The sequence below is a fragment of the Lentzea sp. NPDC102401 genome, from assembly GCF_044765805.1.
GTDB classification, from domain to species: Bacteria; Actinomycetota; Actinomycetes; order Mycobacteriales; family Pseudonocardiaceae; genus Lentzea; species Lentzea sokolovensis.
The window spans coordinates 412,737-432,925 of record NZ_JBIWKS010000007.1; the positions used below are offsets into that span (position 1 = coordinate 412,737).

The following is a 20,189-nucleotide window of genomic DNA, read 5'->3' on the forward strand; positions in this document are numbered from 1 at the left end:
GAGGTTTCTCCTTGTCGTTCACAGAGCGGTGAGTCCCATCGACCAACCACCGTTGAAGTCCTCGCACGCGACCACCGCGCGGCCTGCCACGAGCCCGGCGAGCCACAGCCGCCAGGCCGAGCCGGTGGTGAGGGAGAGGGCGTTGCTCGGCTGGTCGCTGAGCGTCAGCCACGGGCCGAAGCCGTGGTCGTCGTGGTTGGCCAGGTACAGCCCGTCCTGGCCTGCCAGTGCCACGGTCACTCCGTTGCGGTGCCCGGCGCAGGCCACTGCGGAAGGCACGATGGGCGCTTCCACCTCGTCCACCGGAGCCCACGCTCCTGTGCTCCGGTCGAAGCACCGCAGTGCGGACTTACCGGCGGTGATCTTGTAGCACCGCAACTCACCCCAGTGGTCGAGGCAGGCCGCGACGTCGAGGGCGCCGCCCTGGTCGATCCTGCCGACCCCCTCGGCGCCGACGCAGGCGAGCCCGCCGTCGACCGCGAGCACGAACAGGGCCGCGCTGCCGTCACGGTCGGCGGTCGCGGTCAGCACGCGACGCACGACTCGTCCTGTCGCGTAGACGGTCGTGTCTCCGTCCAAGCCGACGGTGATCGTGGTCATTTCATGCGTGTCGTGCCTGACCACGTGCGCGACGGCACGGCCATGGGAGTCACGGGTCGCGGCGAGGCCGCTGCCCGACACCACCTGAACCTGCGGGCTCCACTCGCCGGACCGGCCCACGAGCACCGATCCGCCGTCGTCGACGGCGAAGGACACCTGGGTGCCGGAGCCGTCCGTGACCGTCGCGAGCGCGGTCACCGCCGAGGGACCGCCCGCGTCGCTGCGCAGTCGCCAGGCCATCCCCGCGCCGAGACGGCCTCCGGCAACACCGTCCACGCCGCCCGCGATGATCACCGGCGTCGCGGTCCCGTCGACCGTGAGCGCGGCGGCGCGGTACGTCCTGGGCGCGCTTTCCTGCTGGCCCAACGCGCGCAGACCGGTGACCCAGTCGACCAGGTTGGTGGGCCGCTGCGCCGGGTCGGCCGCGAGCAACGTCGCGACGTGGCCCGCCACCTCGGCGCCGAGCCCGTTGCGCAGCAGGACGGCGTGACATTCCGCGGCCGCGTTGGTGACGGCTGGTTCGGCGCCGGCGAGCAGGTAGAAGGCGACTGCGCCGAAGGAGTACCGGTCGGCGGGGAGATCGGCGTGCCCCATGACCATCTCAGGAGCCGAGTAGCCCCTTTTGTGCACCGTCTGCGTTCCCGCAGCCGTGTTGGGCGGACGGGTGAACGTGAAGTCGATCAGGCGCACCTGTCCGTCCGGCCTGATCATCACGTTGTCGGGCGAGATGTCGCGGTGCACGGCCGGGTGCTCGTGGTTCGCCATGGCGTCCACAACGGACGCGAGCTGACCGAGCACATCGCAGATAGCGGTGAAGGACGGGCTGTGTTTGAACCGCCACTTCCCGAGGTCCTCGCCCTTGATCCAGCTGGAGACGACGTAGACACATCGTTCCGGCACGCTTTCACCCGGTGGGTGGGGTGCCTCGCCGTGGAAGATGCGGGCGGCGCCGACTATCCCCGGGATGTCCTCCTGCAACTGCGTGGTCTGATGGTGCGATTCGCGCAACCGGTCGAGCCAGTACCGGAGTGAGGCGTTGGGCGTTACGTCACCCGAGTGGGGCACGTGCCGGGTGTGCAGGATCTTGACGGCCCACAGGTGTTCGTCGATGCCGGTCAACTGCTTCGTGGCTGCCTGCCACACCACGCCCTCGCCGCCGTCGGGCTTGACCTCCTTGATCAGTTCGTAGACGTCGGGTCCGTCGTCGTCGCCGATCCGGTAGCCGGCCTGCGGTTCGGCCATCGATCAGTCCCGGTAGGTGAAGCCGCCAGCGGACGGCGGTTCCTGCGGCGGGGCATCGTGGTCGGGAAGGCGGCGCAGGCCCGAGCCGAGTTCCGCCAGTTCGTCGTGGACGTGCTGCATGACCTCGACGTGCACGTCCGCGGGCGTGCTCACCACGATGCCGAACTCCGGCCCGAACCGAGCCGCGATCGGGCCGGAGTGCCGGGACAGCGACTCGAGCCGGTTCAGCACACCGGTCCACGGCCCGGTGACGTCCGTGACGCCCGCCGCCAACGCGTTGGGGCGCAACGTTCCCACGATCTTGGCGAGGAAGGTCGTCAGCGCCTGGTCCGAGTCGATCGGCTTGACCATGAACCGCTGGCAGAGCTTGCTCACCTCGACGACGTCCCAGATCGGCCCACCGAGCCCGCGAACGGCCTCGTTGTTGCACAGCCCGACCTTCTCAAGGACCTGCACGCGCAACTCGTCGCGCCTGATCTCGTGTTTCGGCTCGCTCTCGGCGGTCAACCGGCTCAGCGCGAGGCGGGTCGGTTCGGGCAGCGGCCCGGGCTTGCGCGCCTCCGTGAGGCGCTCCCGGACCTGGTGGACCATTCCCGTTGCCAGACCGGAGAAGTAGTCCTCCAGCACGTCCAGGCCGCCGACCTTGGTCGGGTCACCACCACCGACCTTGACCAGTTCCCTGAGCAGGGTGTGGTTGGGAATGGACGCCGGATGCGGCTGCCAGGTGCCACGCCGGTGGAAGAGCTCGGCGGTGCTGACACCGATCGCGTGCAGCCGGATGCCCATGTCGCGGTGGAGGTGGGCCATGAGGCTCACCGGTTCGGTCGTGGCGAGGACGAGCTCGCCGCTCCCCTTTTCGCCCTTGGGCGACCACTCGGCCCCGTCGCTGACGAGCACGATCAACTTCTCGTTGCCCGTGTGCCCGTGCTCGTAGAGGAGGTTCGCGGCCTCGTGCAGGGCGTTGCCGATATCGGTGGTGCCATCGGGGCGGAACAGCGCCACGCCGTGCCGGAACTCGTCCACCTCGTGCGGTGACGACTCGGCGTCGAGCTGGGCCATGCCCCCGGTGCGCGGGAAGCGTTGCCGCGTGGTGTGGTTGAACTCCAGCACGGCCAGCCGCGAGATCCTGCCGGAGATGTGCAGCCTCATGCGCAGCATGTCCTGCAGAGCGCGCTGCAACGCTTCCATCCGGGTCAGCCACCGGCTCCCACCCGGCCGCAGCCTCGACGCCTCGCCGTTCTCCGGCAGGTCGTCGATCTGCATGGAACCGCTGCAGTCAGCCAGCACGACGATGTCGACGCCCGCGCGCACCGCCGAGGCGTACAGCGTGATCTCGGTGTTCCTGGTGATGCTCGCCAGCACCCCGGTGCGCCCGTCGGCGTTGATCGAGCGGACGCGGTGCGGCACACCGTTGACGTCGAGCCACTGCTCCGCGCCACCGGCCGGGATCCAGAGCAGCTCACCGACCAGACCCGCCTTGGCGATCTCCACCGCCGTGGAGGCGGGGTCTCGTTCCGTGGGCAGCTCCAGGGTCAGAGAGCTCACCGGCACCGGCTCACGCCGCTCCAGTCTCCACTGGGTGCGGTCCAGGTCGACGTCCCAGGCCGAGGCGAGGTCGTCACCGATCGCGACGACACCAGGCGGAACCTCGTTCAGGGCGACGGTGCGCACTGCGGCGTGGGTCTCACCTTCGTTGGTGCGCAAAGTGATGACGCACGCGCCCGCGCCGCTCGCGGTGCTCGGCACGCCGATCGAGCCTCCGCTGATCGGACCCCCGGTGGGGACCTGGGCCAGGCGGTGCGTAGTGGAATCTGCGACGTAGGTGCTCATCGGCGGCGCCGCCCCCCTTCGAAGTCGATCTCTACCCCCAGTTGTTCGGCGTACTTCTGCTTGCGCACGCCGCTCGTGCCGATGAACGGGCCTCGGAGGTTGTCGGGAAGATTGATGAACAGCACGGGAGTCGGGATTCCGTTACGCAGGATGGAGGGTTTGAACTCGCCCAGCGAGATCGCGCCGGCGATGGCGGCGCCGAACTTCCGGTCGTCTCTCAGGACGATCTGCTTCAGCTTTTCGACCAGAAGCTCTCCCTGCTCCTTTGCCGCGGCGGTGTTCACCCGCTGTTCGCGCCACAGCTTCTGCATGTCCGCCATCGCGTCACTGGCAGGCGTCCGGCCGCCGCGGCCCAGCGTGGTGGCGATGTTGCCGAGCATGCTGTGGATCAGCGGGTAGTCCACCGCCTCCTTCGGTCTCTTGGCGTGACGCAACGCGTGGCCGAACCCTTGCAGGCTGGGCAACCGTTCACGTCGTCGGCGGGCGGTGGCGCCGAGGATGATCTGGAACAGCACCTGCTCCGGCGAGAGTCTCGTCAGGTCTCCGTGCTGCGAACACCGTCCGAGGCCCATCCGTTCTCCGCCGAACACCTGCCAGCGCAGGGCGTGCCGAGTGCAGATCTTGCGACCGCACCGGTCGGTCACCGACGTCATGTGCTCGCATGTGACCGTGCCGATCGCCGCGCACCCGCCCGCCTCGCAGCGCGGGAACTCCTCCGCGAGACAGGAAGGGCAGTACGCGACGTCTTGGTCTCGGGGGTGTGGGCGGCGGTGCCGGTCGCACCAGGCGCGGTCGCGGTGGCAGGCCTTTCCAGCGCAGCGGAACGTGGCCGGAAGTCCACACTCGCTGCATCCCGGCCGATGTTCGGCGCAGGTCGCGGCCAGGGCGCCGTCCAGGATGCTCACGTGGGCGTCACACGCCCGGTGCTCGACCCCGTCCGTTCGTGAAGAGCAAAGGAAAGGGCCGTACCGGGTCAGTCCTTCACTTGCGCACTGAGCGCATCGGTAGCGCAGCTGGGCCGGTTCGCGCACCGCGACGATGCTGAACCTGGTCGCCGCGGACACGACGCCCTGGTGATCGGCCACCCGGACGACCTCGATCTGCACGGTGCCGTTCGGGCCGTCGAGGTTGTGCACGGGCCTGGTTCGCAGGTCCCGGCCGGACAAGGCCGGTTCGATCTGGTTCCACAGCGCGCCGAACTCCTCGGACGTGCCTGGCACCTGTCGCATCCCGCGCAGGTCCAGGACGAGCTCGACGTCTGCTGCTGGTGCACGGGTCATGCGTTGCCATCCCGGTCTCGTCCACCGCGCCGGTCGCCGCCGCGGTGTGTGCTCTGGGCGCGGTCGCCCCTCGACCCGCTGTCGCTCCTGTGATGCCGTCCGCCGGTCCGCTCGCCGCGATGTGCGCGTTCGCCGCGTTTGTCCTTGTCGCGGCCCTGGCGCTGGGTGTTGTCTTTGCGTTCGCCCGCGATGTTGGCGCGCCACAGGTCCATCACCACCGATGTCCGCCCCGGTGCGGCCTGGGTGGCCTGCGCGAGTAGGAAGCCGCCGGGCACGGGGTTGCGCAGCTCGTCGCCGGCGGCTCTAACCAACGCGGACTCGCCGCCCGCCGCCCACGACGCCAGCAGGTCCGCCTCCGTGGAGAACCTGCGCAACCCGAGCCGGGGCAGCTCCACCGGAAGGACCACCGGCATGAGCTCCTCGACCGCGACGTCGAGGTTGCCGAACTCGGGACACAGGTCGAGGAGCAGTTCCCTGACGGCGGCCCGCCCCTCCACCTGGCGGACCTGCTTCGTCTGGCCCTGGCGAGGACGCCCGGTCCGGTCCTCCAGGGTGAAACGCGCCCGCAGGCCGTCGGCGACCGCTCTCGCGCGGTTCTCCTCCAGCTGACGTTGCGGGGAGTGCCCGATCCGCTTGCCGTCGCGGACCATCCTGCGCGCACGTAGACCGAGTGCTGCCAGGACGATCATGTGCGCCCGCGTGACCGCGAGGCTCGCGGCGGCGTCGATGCAGCGCACCGTGACGGACAGCCCGTTGTCGAAAGCCTGGTCGGGCACCACGTCCATGCGGTCCAGCCGCGCGACCCCGTCCCGCCGCCGCAGTTCGGCCTTGACCCGTTCGAGGTGCTCGGGCGTGGTGGAAGCGACGAAGCGCGAGGCCAGATGAGAGCGCGAGGAGGTCAGCCACCGGGAGCCGATGCGGTCACGAGGCGAGTTCGCAGCGGTGGTACCGCGGCCGGCCATGGCGATCAGGACGGGAACCTTGCTGCGCAGCAGGTTGCAGAAGACTTCCTGCTCCACTGGCGTGAGAACCTCGAACACGTGCGTGTCACCACCGAACACGGCGGGCCGGGCGCTCAGCCCCACCGCGGTGGGGGCGAGGAACCCGCCGGCGGACCGCGCGGCGTGCGCGAGCAGCTCGACCGATCGAGCGAGCCCGGTGAACACCTGGTCCCGTGCGGCGCGGGTGCCGGCCCACGCCATTGGCTGACGGACCACGAACAGTCCGTTGGTGCCACCGACCTGCGCGATCCGGTGCGCGTCCTGCGCGCTGGTCGCTGAACGGGCGACTTGGTCGATCACCCTGGCGGGGTCAGTGCCCAGGACAGCCACACTCTTGTCCAGGCACTGACGCGTCGCTCCGATTCGCGTCAGACTCAGCAACATGCAGTGACCATCGCGGCCGGTGTGGATCTGTTACGGGCTCGTACATGGCAATTCCTGGCCACAGCGGCAAAAACCTTTCCATCCCGCCAGGAATCGTCCTATGTGGATGGTGGCGCGGATTGGATCAAGTTCGGCCATTGTGTCCACAATGGACTGCGAGCTACCGGTAACTCCGGATCGCGGTCGCGGCCAGCCCCGTCTCGAACGTCACAAGCGCCCACGCGGCCGGGGCCTGGAACAACGGCCGCACGTCTTCCGGGTCCACCTTCGGCTCGCTGACCATCCCGACGTGGTCCGGCTGTGCTCGGTGGTGGTCGGCCGGCCGGGGCCAGCGCGTCTGGACCACCGTCCACAGCGCCAGCGTCTCCATCGGCACCGGGTTGCCCTTCAGTGTCCGGACCCTCCTGAGTACCGAGTACGCGTTGGGGAACAGCTTCAGGCTGTGCGGGTTCGGGCTCAGCAACGGCCCGAACTTCTGCACTCGCCACCTAAGTGCCCATCTGGGCCTGGCCTCAGCATCTTCAACTCGGCCCGATCGAACGCCTCACCGTAGATCGACGGGATCGTCTCGGCGGAGTCATCCCTGAGCATCGCCATGGGGCTTAACCTGCATGGATGCAGTTTTCGGCACGCACAGGACTGCTGGACCCGTAGAAGTAGGTGTGGGCGAAGGGCTGGTCAATCAAGTCCGTGAGCAATGCTTGCGGATTCACTACGACGACCATCGTCTTGAAATTCGACCCGCGCGGCCAATGCTGAAACCTGCTCGTCAGCAGGCGCTCGCGTTGGATTTGTGTGCGGATTTAACGCGGCCGAAACATGAATTATCCCACGGGATCCTATGAATCCCGTGGGGTAAGAGAATGTCCGAGGGGGACATGAACCCCCACGCGTAGCAAGCGTGCAACATTCGCGTGTTCATGTGGATATGGATAGCTCGGCGCCAATTTAGAGGGCCAATCCAAGTAGTTCGCGTAAACCCTTCGCTGGAAGCTGCTCTCCTATCTCGTTCAACTCTGCTATGTTAGGTTCACGAGCGTTTTTGTCGGTGTGTGGGCTCAGGAGATCCTTGACGTTTGGTCGTCGGGACATGCTTGACGTGTCCGCGCGATCATGATCTTGTTCGTCCTCGATCAAGCAGGCAGGCTCGGGGCGGGCGGTTGTGGATCAGCAGGCGACGGTGGAGTACCGCTACCGGGCAGTGTGCGAAGTGCTGGGCGGGTCGCCGATCGGCGAGGTCGCAGCCAGGTATGGGACCTCGCGGCAGTCGCTACACACCTGGCGGCAACGCTTCCAGCAAGAAGGCATGCCGGGCTTGGCGGATCGGTCGCGGCGTCCGCGTACCAGCCCGAATCGCACGGCAGCCGAGGTGGAAGCGCTGATCTGCCAGTTGCGGCGTGATCATCCTCGGTGGGGTGCTCGCCGGATCAGCTATGAGCTCGGCCGCAGTGGTGTCGAGCCGACGCCGTCGCGGGCGACCACGCACCGGGTGCTGGTGCGCAACGGCCTGATCGATCCGCAAGCCCAGCAGCACAAGCGCAAGTACCGGCGCTGGCAGCGTGCGGAGCCGATGCACCTGTGGCAGCTTGACATTGTCGGTGGCGTGCCCCTGGCCGATGGGCGCCAGTGCAAGATGGTCACAGGGATCGACGACCACTCCAGGTTCGTGGTGATCACGACAGTGGTCGCGGTGCCCACTGGCCGGGCGGTGTGCGAGGCGTTCACCGCAGCCATGCGCCGCTACGGAGTTCCCTCGGAAGTGTTGAGCGACAACGGAAAGCAGTTCACCGGCAAGTACACCAAGCCGCTGCCGGTCGAGGTGCTGTTCGAGCGGATCTGCCGGGACAACGGCATCACCCAGCGGCTGACCAAGCCCCGCTCACCCACGACAACCGGCAAGATCGAACGGTTCCACAAGACCCTGCGCGAGGAGTTCCTCGACCACGTCGCACCGTTCGAGTCCATCACCGCGGCGCAGGAAGCCATCGACGGCTGGGTCGCCGGCTACAACCAGCAGCGGCCGCACCAGTCACTGGACATGGCCACCCCGGCCAGCCTGTTCCGCCCCAACGGCCCCACCCGGCTTGAAGTTCCTCAGTCCACATCGGACGAACCTACGCCTGACCTGGCGATCGACGTGATCGAGCCGCCCACGCCCGCCCCGGACGGGATGGCCGTGGAGTTCGAGGCCCGCGTGCCGCCCAGCGGCGAGCTGAGCGTGCTGTCCGGGCGGCAGAAGGTCTCGCTGCACCAAGCAATGGCCGGGCGAACCGTCACCATCTGGGCCGACCAGCGCAGCGTCCACCTCAGCTGCGACGGGCACGTCGTGCGCACCATCGCATCCCGGCTGCGGCCCGAGGACCTTCGCCACCTGGTGATGCGCGGCGCCCGCGCCGCCGGCCCACAACCCGCACTACCCGCCCTGCGCCGACGCGACGGCATCCCCGTGCTGCCCGAGGGCGGCGCGGTCGAGATCGAGCGCACGGTCAACAAGGACGGTGTCGTCACCATCGCCGGCACCACGCACCTGATCGGGTTCGCCCACGCGAGCCGCAGAATCGCGCTGCGACTGGACGGCCATCTGATGCACGCCGTGCTCGACAACGCCCTCATCGGCAGTTGGCCCTGCCCGATCCCCGCCGAGCAGCTCGCCCGGCTGCAGGGCGCCCGCACGCCATCCAGCCCGTTGCCTCCGCCACCATTGCCCGCGGGATCGCTGCGCGCCCAACGACGGGTCCATGCGAGCGGACGCATCCTCGTCGGCGGCCAGCGGATCAAGCTCGGGCCGCGTCACCGCGGCAAGCTCGTCACTGTCGTCATCGAAGACACCCACCTGCGCGTCCTGCACGGCGACGAAGAGATCGCTGTCCGGCCCCGTCAGAGCCTCAAACCCATCACCCGCCTGCACGTCACAGGCAAGGGCGTCACGCCCGGCTGAGGTCAAGCATGTCCCGACGACAAAACGTCAAGCATGTCCTGAGTCCATACATTGACAGCGTTTTCCGCAGGGCGATAGGAATGCCGACAGGGTAGATGTCGATCGGGCCGAGTTGCGGCGTACATGCCCGAATCTTGGTAGTGGCAACGAAGATATTCTTGAGCCCGCCGTACATGTGTTGAGAAGGCCGTGGTCGGTGTCGCTGACGCCACAACCAACCGCGTCACCGCTGACCTGGCGCAGCACGAATACGAACCTGTGACAGCCTGATACGCAGGTCAGACGGATTAGGCCATGTTTGGCACCCCGCAGGCTTATCCCATGCTGATCGTTTAGGCCCTGAGTTGCGTGTCGTGAAGACACGCCGTGGGATTGAGGGCTTGGTCGCCTCAGCTCGTGAAGGTGCCGATAGGTAGCAGCGGTGCCCAATCGCGAACAGGCAGTGCCCACATGCCAGGTGCGCCCATCAACTTCGCCGTGGCGTGGTGGATCGCCAGGCTCGCGGGAACTGTCCTGTTGTCGAGTTGGCCGAGGACCCATTCGACGTACGTGTTGCTGATGGTGGTGTCACCGAACTCGCCGATGGTCGCCAGGACTTCGACTGTGCCTTTCGTCAGAGACAAAGTGGCGATGGTGAGAGGTTCGGTCATCGCCTGCCCTGGCACTCCCGCGCCCCAGCACGTGATCAGGTACAGGCGAGCGGGGGCGTTCGCGGTCAGGATGTCCGCAGGCAGCAACCAGACGTCGAGGTCGAGTTCGAGATAGTGGCCAGGTCCATCCGTAGGGCGACCATGACACATGAGGATCATGGTGTGCGTACCGGTGGCCAGGGCTTCTTTTGCTCTGATCGCGCTCTCCGCGAACTCCGCGGACGAGGTCGTCGGCATGGAGATGCGCAGTGCCTGCATGACCGGGCTGCGCCAACAGGTCGTGTGGCGATCGTCGGGCGCGGTCGTGAGGGGCCGTTCTCGGAGAACGCGCTGAAGCCCGAGCGTGGGGCAGACGACGAACTCGGCGAGCTGTCCAAGCATCAGCCGGTCGCCGATCGGGATCGCGCCCCAGGGCACCAGCCACATCTCGCCGACGGGCAACACGAGCACACGGCGTGCCGAGGAGCTGACGGCTTCGCGCAACAGCTCCGGGATCAGCTCCGCCAGCGGCACGAGCTGAGAAGGCCGCAGTCCGCTGTGTTCGTCGCTGTTCTGCTGCAGCACAGCGATCAGCTCCCGGCACTCGTCGGAAAGCTGGACTGTGTCGAGGTGCGTCCGGCCTTCGACATCTCGCCACAACCGGTGGACGAGCTGCGGGGCAGCTGGATCCGGTACCACCTGCAGTGCATCGCAGTTCGTTGGCAGCGCTTCCAACAGCTCGGCGCCGTCATCGGCTGGTGGCAGGTAGACAGCGGCCAGCAACTCCTCGAGCGCTGCTTTCGCCGGACGTGGCAGGGCGCCTGAGAGTGCGCGAGCCCCGATCATCCGTTGAACGCGCTCCCGCGCCGACAGGTCAGGTGACAGCTGCATGCCTCCTGACCCGGCTGGGCGTTTCGCGGCGATCCACCGCTGATCCGCGCTCGCGAGCACGTGCTGGAGCAGGACGAGCTCGTCCGCGGCTCCAGGAGGCAGAGACGCCGCAGCCAATCCCACGAGTCGCCTGCCGGCCAAGCTGTCCGCCACAACGACGAAGGACGGAGCGTCCTGAGCGTTGACGGCGGCCCGTAGCGCGAGTGCGTAGACCTCGGCGAACCGGCTTCGGTACTCGTGCTGACTGGCGGCGTCCTGATGTGCGGCGCGGAACTCCTCGACCGTGAACACGGCCTCGACGAGCGCGGTCACCTCATCCTGCTGTTCACCGAGTTCCCCGTGCATCTCGGCGCGTTTCGTCAGCGCCGTGCATCTGCCGAGCAGATCACCGGCGTCTCGGTAGGCAGCTGCAGCGGTGGAGAAGAGGCCAGCGGCCTCGGTCCAGTTCGCGCGTGCTCGTGCCACCCGTCCGAAGTTCTGAATGCAATGAGCTTGTGCATGCGACAGTCCGTGTTCGACAGCGACGTCGTATGCCGCGCGGTACTGCACCTCCGCCAGGTCGGGGTCGTCGGTGTCGAGGAGGATGTCACCCAGCCCCTCCAACACGTTGACGACGCCAATCGGCTCGTGTGCGTCCTTGAAGTCCTCAGCGGCCTTGACGTACCAGGTGCGCGCCGACTCGAGATCGCCCAGGAGGTGCCAGACAGCGCCGAGTCGTTGCGCGGCGTTTGCCTGGCCGGTGAGTGTCCGCACCTCGACGAACATGTTGTACGCGCTGAGATAACCGGTGGCAGCGTCGTCAAGCGCCCCGGAGCGCTGGGCACACTCGGCAGCCCCCATGCGTGCATTGGCGAGGTAGACGCGGTCTTCGAGTTCTTCCGCCAGCTTGGCCGCCTTGCCGAACAGTACTTCTGCCTGTGTGACCGAGTGGTGGAACAGCGTGAGGTAGGCCAGCGGGACCAATGCGCGGAGCCGGCCGAAGCGATATCCGGCTTGAGTGGAGGCGACCAATGCAGACTCGTACGCGTCGATGGCGGCGCTCGACGCTCCGCGCGAACGATGGACATCAGCGATGCCTACACGGGCGTTCGTGACGGTGATCGGATCGAAGCGCTGGTCGTCCGCGAGTTCAGTGAACAGGTTGAGCGCGCGGTCGTACTCGCCGGTGCGGATCGCGTGATCGCCGAGCGTCTCGGCCGTGATCGCGTGGTTCCACCTGTCGATGTCGACGGGCGCCAGGGTCCCGTCACGCGAGGCGTCCATGACGTGAAGATAGCGAGATCGGAGCGCTATCGGGCCTGGCGGTTTGTGCTGTGCGAGGGTCTCCGCGGCTGCCGGTTCTCCCATCCAGGCCGCATGCAGCACAGTGGCCAACGGGTGCTCGGCGATGTCGCCGTGGTAGGCATCGCTCTTGCTCATGCCGGGTCCTCGTTGCTCTTCGTGCCGCTCCGGCGGCCGATCAGCGTCCCGTCCACCGGGTACTTCCCCTCGCCCGCACCCGGAATGGGCGCTTGCGGAGTCCGAGGATCAGCCGCGTCGACGAACGGGTTGTTCAGCCGCTGTGGTTTGTCCTCGGGAAGCTGCTGACCGGTGATGTCCAGATGGGCCTGGGTGGCCCGGCACGCCAGCTCGACCAACCACCACCTCAAGTCCGCCGGGTAGTCCTCGAACGTCGTGGACCGCAACGCGGCGGCGGCGAGCTCGACCGGGTACTGCACTCGCCAGGACTGCTCGAACCCGTTGCTCTCGACCGAATTCAAGGTGGCCTTGAAGACGCGGGTCACGAGACCTCCCAGCAACTGGTCCTGACGCGCGTCCTGCTTGAGATCAGGCCTGGTCAAGTCGCCGAGAAGCGCTCGGCGCTGATGTTCCATCAGGGTCGGCCAGAACACCGAAACGACGGACAGAAGCAGCGTGATCGGGTCCCGTCCTCGCGGCGCGGTCGCCTGGTAGGTGGCGAGGTCGATCAAGCAGTACGACTTGGGAACCACGCCGCTGTGGTTGATCAGCACCAGGACGTTCCCAAGGTGGAGATCACCGTGACCCTGTCCCCGCAGCACCTCGAGTTTCCGGGCGCCGACCTCCGTTCGGTCCGTCATCAGCAGCCATGGATTCGCAAGAGGATCGGCGCCGTCGTTCAGCAGGACGCGGGCGCCAGCGGACGCCATGCCGAACATCGTAGTGAGGCGCCGGACCGAGCCGTTGGTGGTCACGGGGTGGTGCAGCTCCTGATGAGCGAGCTCCCACACCGACGTCTTGGCGCCGCGTGGGGCAAGGTTCCATTCAGTGGCGACGTCGTCGACCACCGCGCAGCAGAGGTCCGTGAGCTCGACGAGCCGTTCGGCCAGCTCTTTGGCAGGGCGGTACCGAGAACTGCGGCCGGCGAGATCCTGGAAGTACACGACTGTGTCGCGGTCGATCTGGACCGGGCCGTAGCGGAGCTGCACCAGGTGACTTCTCATGAAATCAGCTGGCGCCTGGTCCAAAGCCGCCTGGTGCACGGCGATCTCGCTGCGTTCGGCCCTGCTGATGACCTTCGCCACGACGTTGCGATCACCCTCCGGCGGCTCGTCGGGCGTGTCGCGCCCCCTGATCGTGAGCGAGGCGGTGATCGCGCCGGTGTAGCCCTTGCCCAGCCACGCGTCGACCGACGGTTCGATCGCGCGCCCGGAGAGCTCTGCCCAGTCGACAAGCCCTTGTGCGACAACAGGGCGTCCGAGCAAAGAGGTGAGACCCGCGAGGTCTGAATTCCGGGGCTGCTGGTGCAACGCCATCTCCACGTCACTCGGTGCATGCTTTCGCCGCGAGAGGCGCAAGTCTGCCATGGGACACCAGCGGGCGTGGTCTAAAGTCTGCTCCTTCGACAAGGGAGTCCGATGGTCAAAGAAGTCGGGAACGGCGAGCCTCTGCCGGACGACCAGATCGCGGGGCGGGAGAATCTGTACTCGCGCGTTCCGGTGGCGGGCAACGACCACAGGCTCGAACTCCAAGGCCAGATCGCCTTCGGTAAGGCGCACATCACCATTCCGGACGCCAAGACCGAGCGCGAGTTCGCGACTCAGGTAGGTGTGGAGCGCTGGTCGCGGGAGTTCGTGTGGTTCCCGTTCGACCTGGATCCGTTGGAGGAGGTAGGGCACTACCTCCGGATGGCGGTGCGGATCACCTTCCTCGACCCGGACTTCATCGCCCTCTACCTGGCGCCGGGAAACGGCAGCACCGACGTGCCGTTCGACGGGCAGGCGACCCCGTTCGGCCTGGGCAGGCCGGCCCTGCGCTGGGAACTACGCCCCGGCGAAGGCGCCGAGTTCCTGCGGCCACAGGGGCATGCGGTGCTGTGCCTGATGCAGCGTCCCAAAGACGTCTTCGAGGTCGACCTGCACATCGAGGTCGACGTGACGATCTTGCGGACGCTCTGGGGTCGTGAGGAGCGACTGGCGGCCACGACGAGCCCTGGCCGGTACCGGATCTCCTTCGAGAACGGGGATTTCACGCGATTGCCGGACTGACCGACGTTGCGCTCGGACCTCGGCACGGGTAGCCAGGAGATGCCGTCCCTGAGCCGATTCCGGTGGTGACCATGGAGTCCAAGTCCGAGCCTGATCCTTCGGCTACCGACTTCGGCCCGGAACTGCGCCGGCTCAGGCTGGCGAAAGGCATGTCGCTCAGCCAGCTCGCGGAGAAGACCCACTACAGCAAAAGCCAGCTCAGCAAAGTCGAGAACGGCGTTGTGCCCGCCAACGAGTCGATCGCGCGAGCGTGTGACGGCGTGCTGGGCACGGGCGACCGGTTGTTGCGCCTGGTCGCTCGCATGAATTCGGTTCGTCGCCGCAATCGGCTGCCGGGCAACAACTTCTTCAGCGGACTGCCGAGGGAGACAGCGCACTTCGTCGGACGTGGGACCGAGTTGGGCGACGTGATGCGACTGCTGACGGCGCGAACCGGCCCGCGATCGGTCCCGCGGATCTGCGTGATGCACGGCATGCCTGGAGTCGGCAAGACTGCACTCGCCGTTCGGGCGGCCAGAGAGACTCTGGGACTCTTCCCCGACGGATGCCTGTTCATCGATCTGCACGGTCACACACCAGGCATGGTTCCCGTTCCGCCGGCTGACGCGCTCGAACGTTGCCTGCGTCGACTAGGAGTCGCCGGTGAGCACATTCCGCACCACGTGGACGACCGCGCCGGCATGTTCCGGGACAGGATTGGCGATCGCCGGATGCTGCTGGTGTTCGACAACGTCGCGCACGTCGAGCAGGTCGAGCCGCTCATGCCCGCGTCGTCCTCCTGCGGCGTCCTGATCACGAGCAGGAACCGCATGGCTTCGCTCGACGATGCGTGGCAGGTCGAGGTCGACGTGTTGCCCGTGGTGGATGCGGTGACCCTGTTCCAGTCGATCAACTCGGCTGGCGTCGGCGAACCGGTAGTCGACGTGATCGTGCGTCAGTGTGGGCTGCTGCCCCTCACCGTGCGAATCGCCGCGGTGCGGCTGTCCCGGCGTGACGGCGCCGAGCTGCGGAGATTCGCGGACCGGTTGGCGAGCGGTGATGCGGACCGGCTCCACGAGCTGGACGACGGTGGCCGAACGGTGGTCGAGGTATTCGAGTCGTCAGCGAGGATGCTCGCCCCGTCGCAGCGGACTGCGTTCCTGCTGCTCGCCGGTCATCCCGGTGCGGACTTCGATCCGGTTGCTGCTGCAGCGATCGCCGGAGTCGCGGCGCCCGCCGCAGAGATCCTGCTGGAGCGGCTGACGGACGAGCATCTCCTCATCCGCGGGCAAGACGGCAGGTTCAGGTTCCACGACCTTGTGCGCGAGTACGCGCTTCGGGTCGCGGACCGACAAGATGTCGAGCACGCTTTGGGGCGGTTGGCCGGCTATTACGCTACGGCGGCGCGAGCTGCGGACAGGCGCATCGCACCGCACCGGTACCAACGGCCGGCACCGGAGGGTTTCTCCTCGGGATTGCCGCTGGTGGCGTTCGCCACGATGGAAGAAGCCGTCCTATGGATGGACGACGAGTTCGACAACCTCGTCGCGACGTGTCGTCTGGCCGGTCAGCTGCGGCTGGATGAAAACTGCTGGTACATCGCGCACGCATTGCAGGGATTCGCATTTCTGACGAAGTCCTGGGACGCGTGGCTCGCCGCGCAGTCGATCGCCTTGGAAGCAACGCTGCGACTCGGGGATCGTGAGGCGGAAGGGTATCTGCTGAACGGACTGGGCCTGGCCTACCTGGAGCGGCACGATCGCGCACTGGCAAAGGAGTCCTTCGAGGCCGCACGCGACGCGTTCCGCTCGATCGATGATCATCGCGGGCTTGCGAACACTTCGGGCAATCTGGCGTGGGTGCACCATGCGGCGGGTGAGCACGAGATGGCGTTGACAGAGCACCAGCACGCGTTGCGGTTCCACCTGACAGCGGGTTCTTCCGTCGCCGTCGCCGTCACGTTGCGCGGCATAGCCTCGGCGGAGGTGGGGCTGGGACGATTCACCGAGGCAGTCGAGCACCTCGAGCAGGCGTTGCGCACGTTCGACGCACACGAGCTTCCGTTCGACCGGGCGATGGCGCTCAACTGCCTTGGGCTGGCGCATCTGCGCAGCGGTGAACTGGACGCTGCCTGGACTGCCTACGAGGCAGCGGTCGAGTGCAGCAGAGCTTGCGGTAGCAGCTTCGAACTCGCACGTGGTCTCGAAGGCATGGCAGCGGCCACCACTGACCGTGACGCGATGATGCGCTTGCTGGCGGAGTCGGCCTCCGTGTACGCGAAACTCGGCGCCGCGGAAGCCGTACGCGTGAGTCGGCTTCTCGACGAGGTGCGTCAGCAGGCCGTGTAGTGGCGACCGGCCTGTGGGTGCCAGAACCCTACACTCGCCCGCTGAGCTGGAGTGATCGGGTTCTGTCGTTTCGACGGCATGATCGTGGGGGTGGCGCTGAGACTGCTGTAGCTCGTCTTTGTCCAGCTAGGTGGCTGGTTGGTTCTGCTCGGCCGGTCGTCGGTGGCCAAGGACGTGGAGTTGTTGGTGTTGCGGCACGAGGTCGCGGTGTTGCGTCGAGGTCATCGTCGTCCTCGGTTGGATTGGGCTGATCGTGCGCTGCAGGCCGCGTTGGTGTGGCGACTGCCTGTCTGGTTGCGGGATCACCGGCTGGTGTCTCCGGGAACCGTGTTGAGTTGGCATCGGCGTTTGGCCGCGAAGAACTGGACCTACCCGAACCGGACTGGGCGCCCGCAGGTCGACGAGACCGTCGTGGCGTTGATCGGGCGGATGGCGCGGGAGAATGCCAGCGAGGCTATCGCCGCATCCAAGGTGAGTTGCTCAAGCTCGGCCCCCGGACATCCGCGTCAACTATCAGTCGTGTGCTCCAGCGGCTGCGGATTCCGCCCTCGCCGATCCGTGGTACCGACACGTCGTGGCGGCGGTTCCTGCGTGCTCAAGCGGCGAGCATGCTGGCCTTGGAACGGGGCCTTTCGCGGCGAACTGCTGGACCGCCGCTGATCTTAAATTAGACCCTGTGCCGCCCGGAAAGGCATCGCTGCTCTGAGCGGTGCGGTTCTGTCGGCTGCGAGCATGTCTGGGTGATCGGTTCGCTGTTGTACCAAGTATTTTGCAAGTTGCTGTCTGCTCCGGCGGTGCTGCTTCGCTGTGAGACGGCCAAGGACGCGGAGCTTCTTGTGCTGCGGCACGAGAACGTCGTGCTTCGTCGGCAGTTGACCGGCCCGGTTCGTTACGAGCCTGCGGACCGGTTCTGGTTCGCCGCGCTGTCGAGAATGGTGCATCGCTCGCGTTGGCAGGAGGTCTTCCCGGTTACTCCTGGCACGTTGCTCAACTGGCATCGCAGGTTCATCGCCCGGAAGTGGGATCACACCGCGCGCCGGCGAGCTGGGCGACCTTCAACCGCAGCGCCGATCAAGGCGCTCGTACTTCGACTCGCTAGGGAAAATCCGCGGTGGGGACATCGGCGGATCCATGGCGAGCTGCTTCGGCTTGGTCATCGCCTGGGTGCCTCGACGGTCTGGGAGATCTTGGACCGCGCTGGCATCGATCCGGCGCCGCGGCGATATGGTCCAACCTGGCGCGAGTTTCTGACTGCGCAGGCCGAGGGCATCATCGCGGCGGACTTCTTCCACATCGACACCGTGCTCGGCGCACGTCTGTACGCGCTGGCGTTTCTCGAACACGGCGCCAGGCGCCTGCACGTCACCGGCGTCACCGCGCATCCGACAGGGGCCTGGACGGTGCAGCAGGCGAGGAATCTGGCTGGCGAGCTCGGAGCGCGCATGGAGTCTCTGCGCTTCCTGCTGCGTGACCGCGACGGTAAGTATGGCGACACGTTCGACGCCGTATTTGAGGCAGAGGAACTGCGTGTTATTGCGACCGCGCCTCGAGCTCCGCAGATGAATGCGCACTGCGAACGGATCATCGGCAGCATCCGCCGCGAAGTTCTCGACCACGTCCTCATCATGGGAGAAGGCCATGCGCATCAAGTCCTCGCGGCTTACCAAACGCACTACAACAGGCACCGGCCTCACCAGGCCCGCGACCAGCTACCGCCAGACGTCCAAGAGCACTCCGGAGCGGCGAATGATCTTGACGGCGCTGGTCGTCGACCCATCCGCACGCGGATCCTCGGTGGGGTGATCAACGAGTACCGATATGTCGCTTGAGCTGCAGCGATGACTTTTCGAGTGGCATAGGCTTACCGGGTCTTCTCGATTGCGATACCACGTGGCGGGGATCGCTACCTTCGCGCTGACGCCCGTTGCGCCGAACGGGTGCACATTTGTGGACAAATACAGGACAGGCGATAACAGCTCGTCCTGGCACGGCGATGACCGCGCTAAGCACCATCGCCAAGCACGGCAGGTACCGCCATGACAGGACGAACACCGACCAAGCTCGAGCTGGAACTGATCAACGCCGCCAAATCGGGTGGCGAGGTGGATCGCGGCGAGATCACTCTGGACAGTCTGAAGAGCACAGATGACGAGGACCGCGTGATCAACGCGGAGATCATTCACGGGCTCCTCGCCGGCACCTACGGCAACGATCTCCACCCGCATGGCATTCGCATCAGGTACGCGCGTATCGCCGGCTCGCTCAACAACGTGGGCGAGCCTCATCCGTCCTTCGAATTCAACTCTCGCACGTTCCCCGTCGGGATCAAGTTCGAACACTGCTGGCTGGATCATCCAATGCTCGCACACGACGCACGTGTGCCGTGGCTGCACTTGGACAACTGCGTGATCCCCTACTTCCATGCTGATCGGGTCAGGGTCGACGGATCGCTGTACCTGCGTGGGCTCAAGGCGGGCGGCGGCACCGACCTCGGTGCGGTTCGCTTGCTGGGCGCGCACATCGGCCGCAATCTGGAGCTGGACAGAGCAGTCCTGCACAACAAGCAGGGGCCCTCACTTCATGCCGAAGGAATCCAGGTCGACCGTGCCCTCCGGTTCCGAGCGGCCAGCCTGGAGTCCACATGCGACACGGGAGCGGTGCAACTCGTCAACGCACACGTACGGGGCGATTTCTGGCTCGACGGTACGCACATCCACAACGAGAAAGGCCCCGCGCTCAACGCGGAAGGGCTCGAGGTGGGAGGTTCGCTCCTGCTCTGCTCGGGCTTCGTCGCGACCGCGAGGTCCAAGGAGCTCGCCACCGTCCACCTGATGTGCGTGCGCGTCGGCTCAAGGCTCGACTTCGGCGAAGGCCGGGACGCCACAGGACACCTCTGGGACACGCCGCGAGGCGAAGAGCGCGAGCTGCTTCCGAAGAAGGCGGCCGTGATCAAGAACGACGAAGAGAACGAGTACAAGAACCATCTCACTGTCGATCTTGGTTGCGCTTCGACCGACGACCTCCGTCTCCCAGCGGAAACTGTTTGTACGCATAAACGTCCTCGTTGGCACATAAGGAAGAAGTGCTCGAACAACAAGATCATCGTCGTCGGCCTGAAGTACGCGATGTTGTCCAGGGAGTCGGCGCACAGGCACTGGTCGCACTGGCTGCGAGACCACGCGGATCGATTCGAGGCCCAGCCGTACCAGCACCTCGCAAAGACATTGCGGGACAACGGGCACACCACCGAAGCTCGGCGACTTCTGATCCGGCTCGAGAACGCCCGCCGCAAGCACGGCAAGGCCCACTGGTGGTCCTCCTGGAGCTCGTGGCCGTGGCACCTGGCCAAACGGGCTTTCATCGGACACGGCTACCGGCCAGGACGTGCCCTCATCGGGTTGCTGGTGGTACTCGCGACCGCAACGTTCGTCATGTGGCAAGCGCAAAGCGCGGGCTCGATCCAGAAGCCGGGTCTGCTGCACCTTTAGGTGACATCTGAGTTGGCTTGCCGTGATGGTGAGCTGGGAGGATGTCGCTGTGCCCAAGCCCTACCCCCAGGAG

At 66.5% G+C, this 20,189-nt stretch carries 12 protein-coding genes; 5 read left to right on the plus strand and 7 right to left on the minus strand.

All coding sequences use genetic code 11. From position 1 onward, the window contains the following. Positions 1–18: 18 nt before the first annotated feature. From ACIRG5_RS26180 to ACIRG5_RS26200, 5 genes are all read right to left on the minus strand, one after another. A complete protein-coding gene (locus tag ACIRG5_RS26180; RefSeq protein WP_402908950.1) occupies positions 19–1,842 on the minus strand; it encodes a serine/threonine protein kinase in 1,824 nt (607 codons plus the stop codon). 3 nt (positions 1,843–1,845) lie between these two features. Then, complete coding sequence (locus tag ACIRG5_RS26185) at positions 1,846–3,672, minus strand: VWA domain-containing protein (protein ID WP_402908952.1); 1,827 nt, start codon at positions 3,670–3,672, stop codon at positions 1,846–1,848. After that, positions 3,669–4,952, minus strand: coding sequence for a hypothetical protein (locus ACIRG5_RS26190; protein ID WP_402908954.1), 1,284 nt, complete (start codon positions 4,950–4,952; stop codon positions 3,669–3,671). The genes ACIRG5_RS26185 and ACIRG5_RS26190 overlap by 4 nt, the downstream gene beginning before the upstream one ends. Further along, positions 4,949–6,253 carry a hypothetical protein gene (locus ACIRG5_RS26195; RefSeq protein ID WP_402908956.1) on the minus strand — a complete coding sequence of 435 codons (1,305 nt, stop codon included), beginning with the start codon at positions 6,251–6,253 and terminating at the stop codon, positions 4,949–4,951. The genes ACIRG5_RS26190 and ACIRG5_RS26195 overlap by 4 nt, the downstream gene beginning before the upstream one ends. 244 nt (positions 6,254–6,497) lie before the next feature. Beyond that, complete coding sequence (locus ACIRG5_RS26200; RefSeq protein ID WP_402908958.1) at positions 6,498–6,818, minus strand: hypothetical protein; 321 nt, start codon at positions 6,816–6,818, stop codon at positions 6,498–6,500. A 681-nt stretch (positions 6,819–7,499) separates the two neighbouring features. Between ACIRG5_RS26200 and ACIRG5_RS26205 the strand changes: the two genes are divergently transcribed. Then, entirely contained in the window at positions 7,500–9,275 is a 1,776-nt protein-coding gene (locus ACIRG5_RS26205; RefSeq protein ID WP_402908960.1) for an IS481 family transposase, read from the plus strand. 389 nt (positions 9,276–9,664) lie between these two features. Here the strand turns inward: ACIRG5_RS26205 and ACIRG5_RS26210 are convergent, their stop codons facing one another. After that, a complete protein-coding gene (locus ACIRG5_RS26210) occupies positions 9,665–12,214 on the minus strand; it encodes a tetratricopeptide repeat protein (protein WP_402908962.1) in 2,550 nt (849 codons plus the stop codon). Further along, entirely contained in the window at positions 12,211–13,662 is a 1,452-nt protein-coding gene (locus ACIRG5_RS26215; protein WP_402908963.1) for a hypothetical protein, read from the minus strand. Before ACIRG5_RS26215 ends, ACIRG5_RS26210 begins: the two co-directional genes overlap by 4 nt. A gap of 9 nt (positions 13,663–13,671) precedes the next feature. On the opposite strand from ACIRG5_RS26215, the gene ACIRG5_RS26220 reads away from it, so the two are divergent. The 4 genes from ACIRG5_RS26220 to ACIRG5_RS26235 all read left to right on the plus strand — a co-directional run bounded on the left by ACIRG5_RS26220 (position 13,672) and on the right by ACIRG5_RS26235 (position 20,116). Beyond that, positions 13,672–14,301: a hypothetical protein gene (locus ACIRG5_RS26220; RefSeq protein ID WP_402908965.1), complete on the plus strand. Its 630-nt coding sequence runs from the start codon at positions 13,672–13,674 to the stop codon at positions 14,299–14,301. Positions 14,302–14,372: 71 nt separating this feature from the next. Then, on the plus strand, positions 14,373–16,628 hold the full coding sequence (locus ACIRG5_RS26225; RefSeq protein ID WP_402908967.1) for a tetratricopeptide repeat protein: 2,256 nt from the start codon (positions 14,373–14,375) through the stop codon (positions 16,626–16,628). A 740-nt stretch (positions 16,629–17,368) separates the two neighbouring features. Next, positions 17,369–18,457 carry an integrase core domain-containing protein gene (locus tag ACIRG5_RS26230; protein WP_402908969.1) on the plus strand — a complete coding sequence of 363 codons (1,089 nt, stop codon included), beginning with the start codon at positions 17,369–17,371 and terminating at the stop codon, positions 18,455–18,457. A 273-nt stretch (positions 18,458–18,730) separates the two neighbouring features. Beyond that, on the plus strand, positions 18,731–20,116 hold the full coding sequence (locus ACIRG5_RS26235; protein WP_402908971.1) for a hypothetical protein: 1,386 nt from the start codon (positions 18,731–18,733) through the stop codon (positions 20,114–20,116). The last annotated feature ends 73 nt before the right edge of the window (positions 20,117–20,189 follow it).

Bases quoted from the DNA above. Each gene is read 5' to 3' on its own strand.
- ACIRG5_RS26210 (WP_402908962.1), bottom strand. From the start codon at position 12,214: ATGAGCAAGAGCGATGCCTACCACGGCGACATCGCCGAGCACCCGTTG.
- ACIRG5_RS26225 (WP_402908967.1), top strand. From the start codon at position 14,373: ATGGAGTCCAAGTCCGAGCCTGATCCTTCGGCTACCGACTTCGGCCCG.
- ACIRG5_RS26180 (WP_402908950.1), bottom strand. From the start codon at position 1,842: ATGGCCGAACCGCAGGCCGGCTACCGGATCGGCGACGACGACGGACCC.
- ACIRG5_RS26185 (WP_402908952.1), bottom strand. From the start codon at position 3,672: ATGAGCACCTACGTCGCAGATTCCACTACGCACCGCCTGGCCCAGGTC.
- ACIRG5_RS26190 (WP_402908954.1), bottom strand. From the start codon at position 4,952: ATGACCCGTGCACCAGCAGCAGACGTCGAGCTCGTCCTGGACCTGCGC.
- ACIRG5_RS26220 (WP_402908965.1), top strand. From the start codon at position 13,672: ATGGTCAAAGAAGTCGGGAACGGCGAGCCTCTGCCGGACGACCAGATC.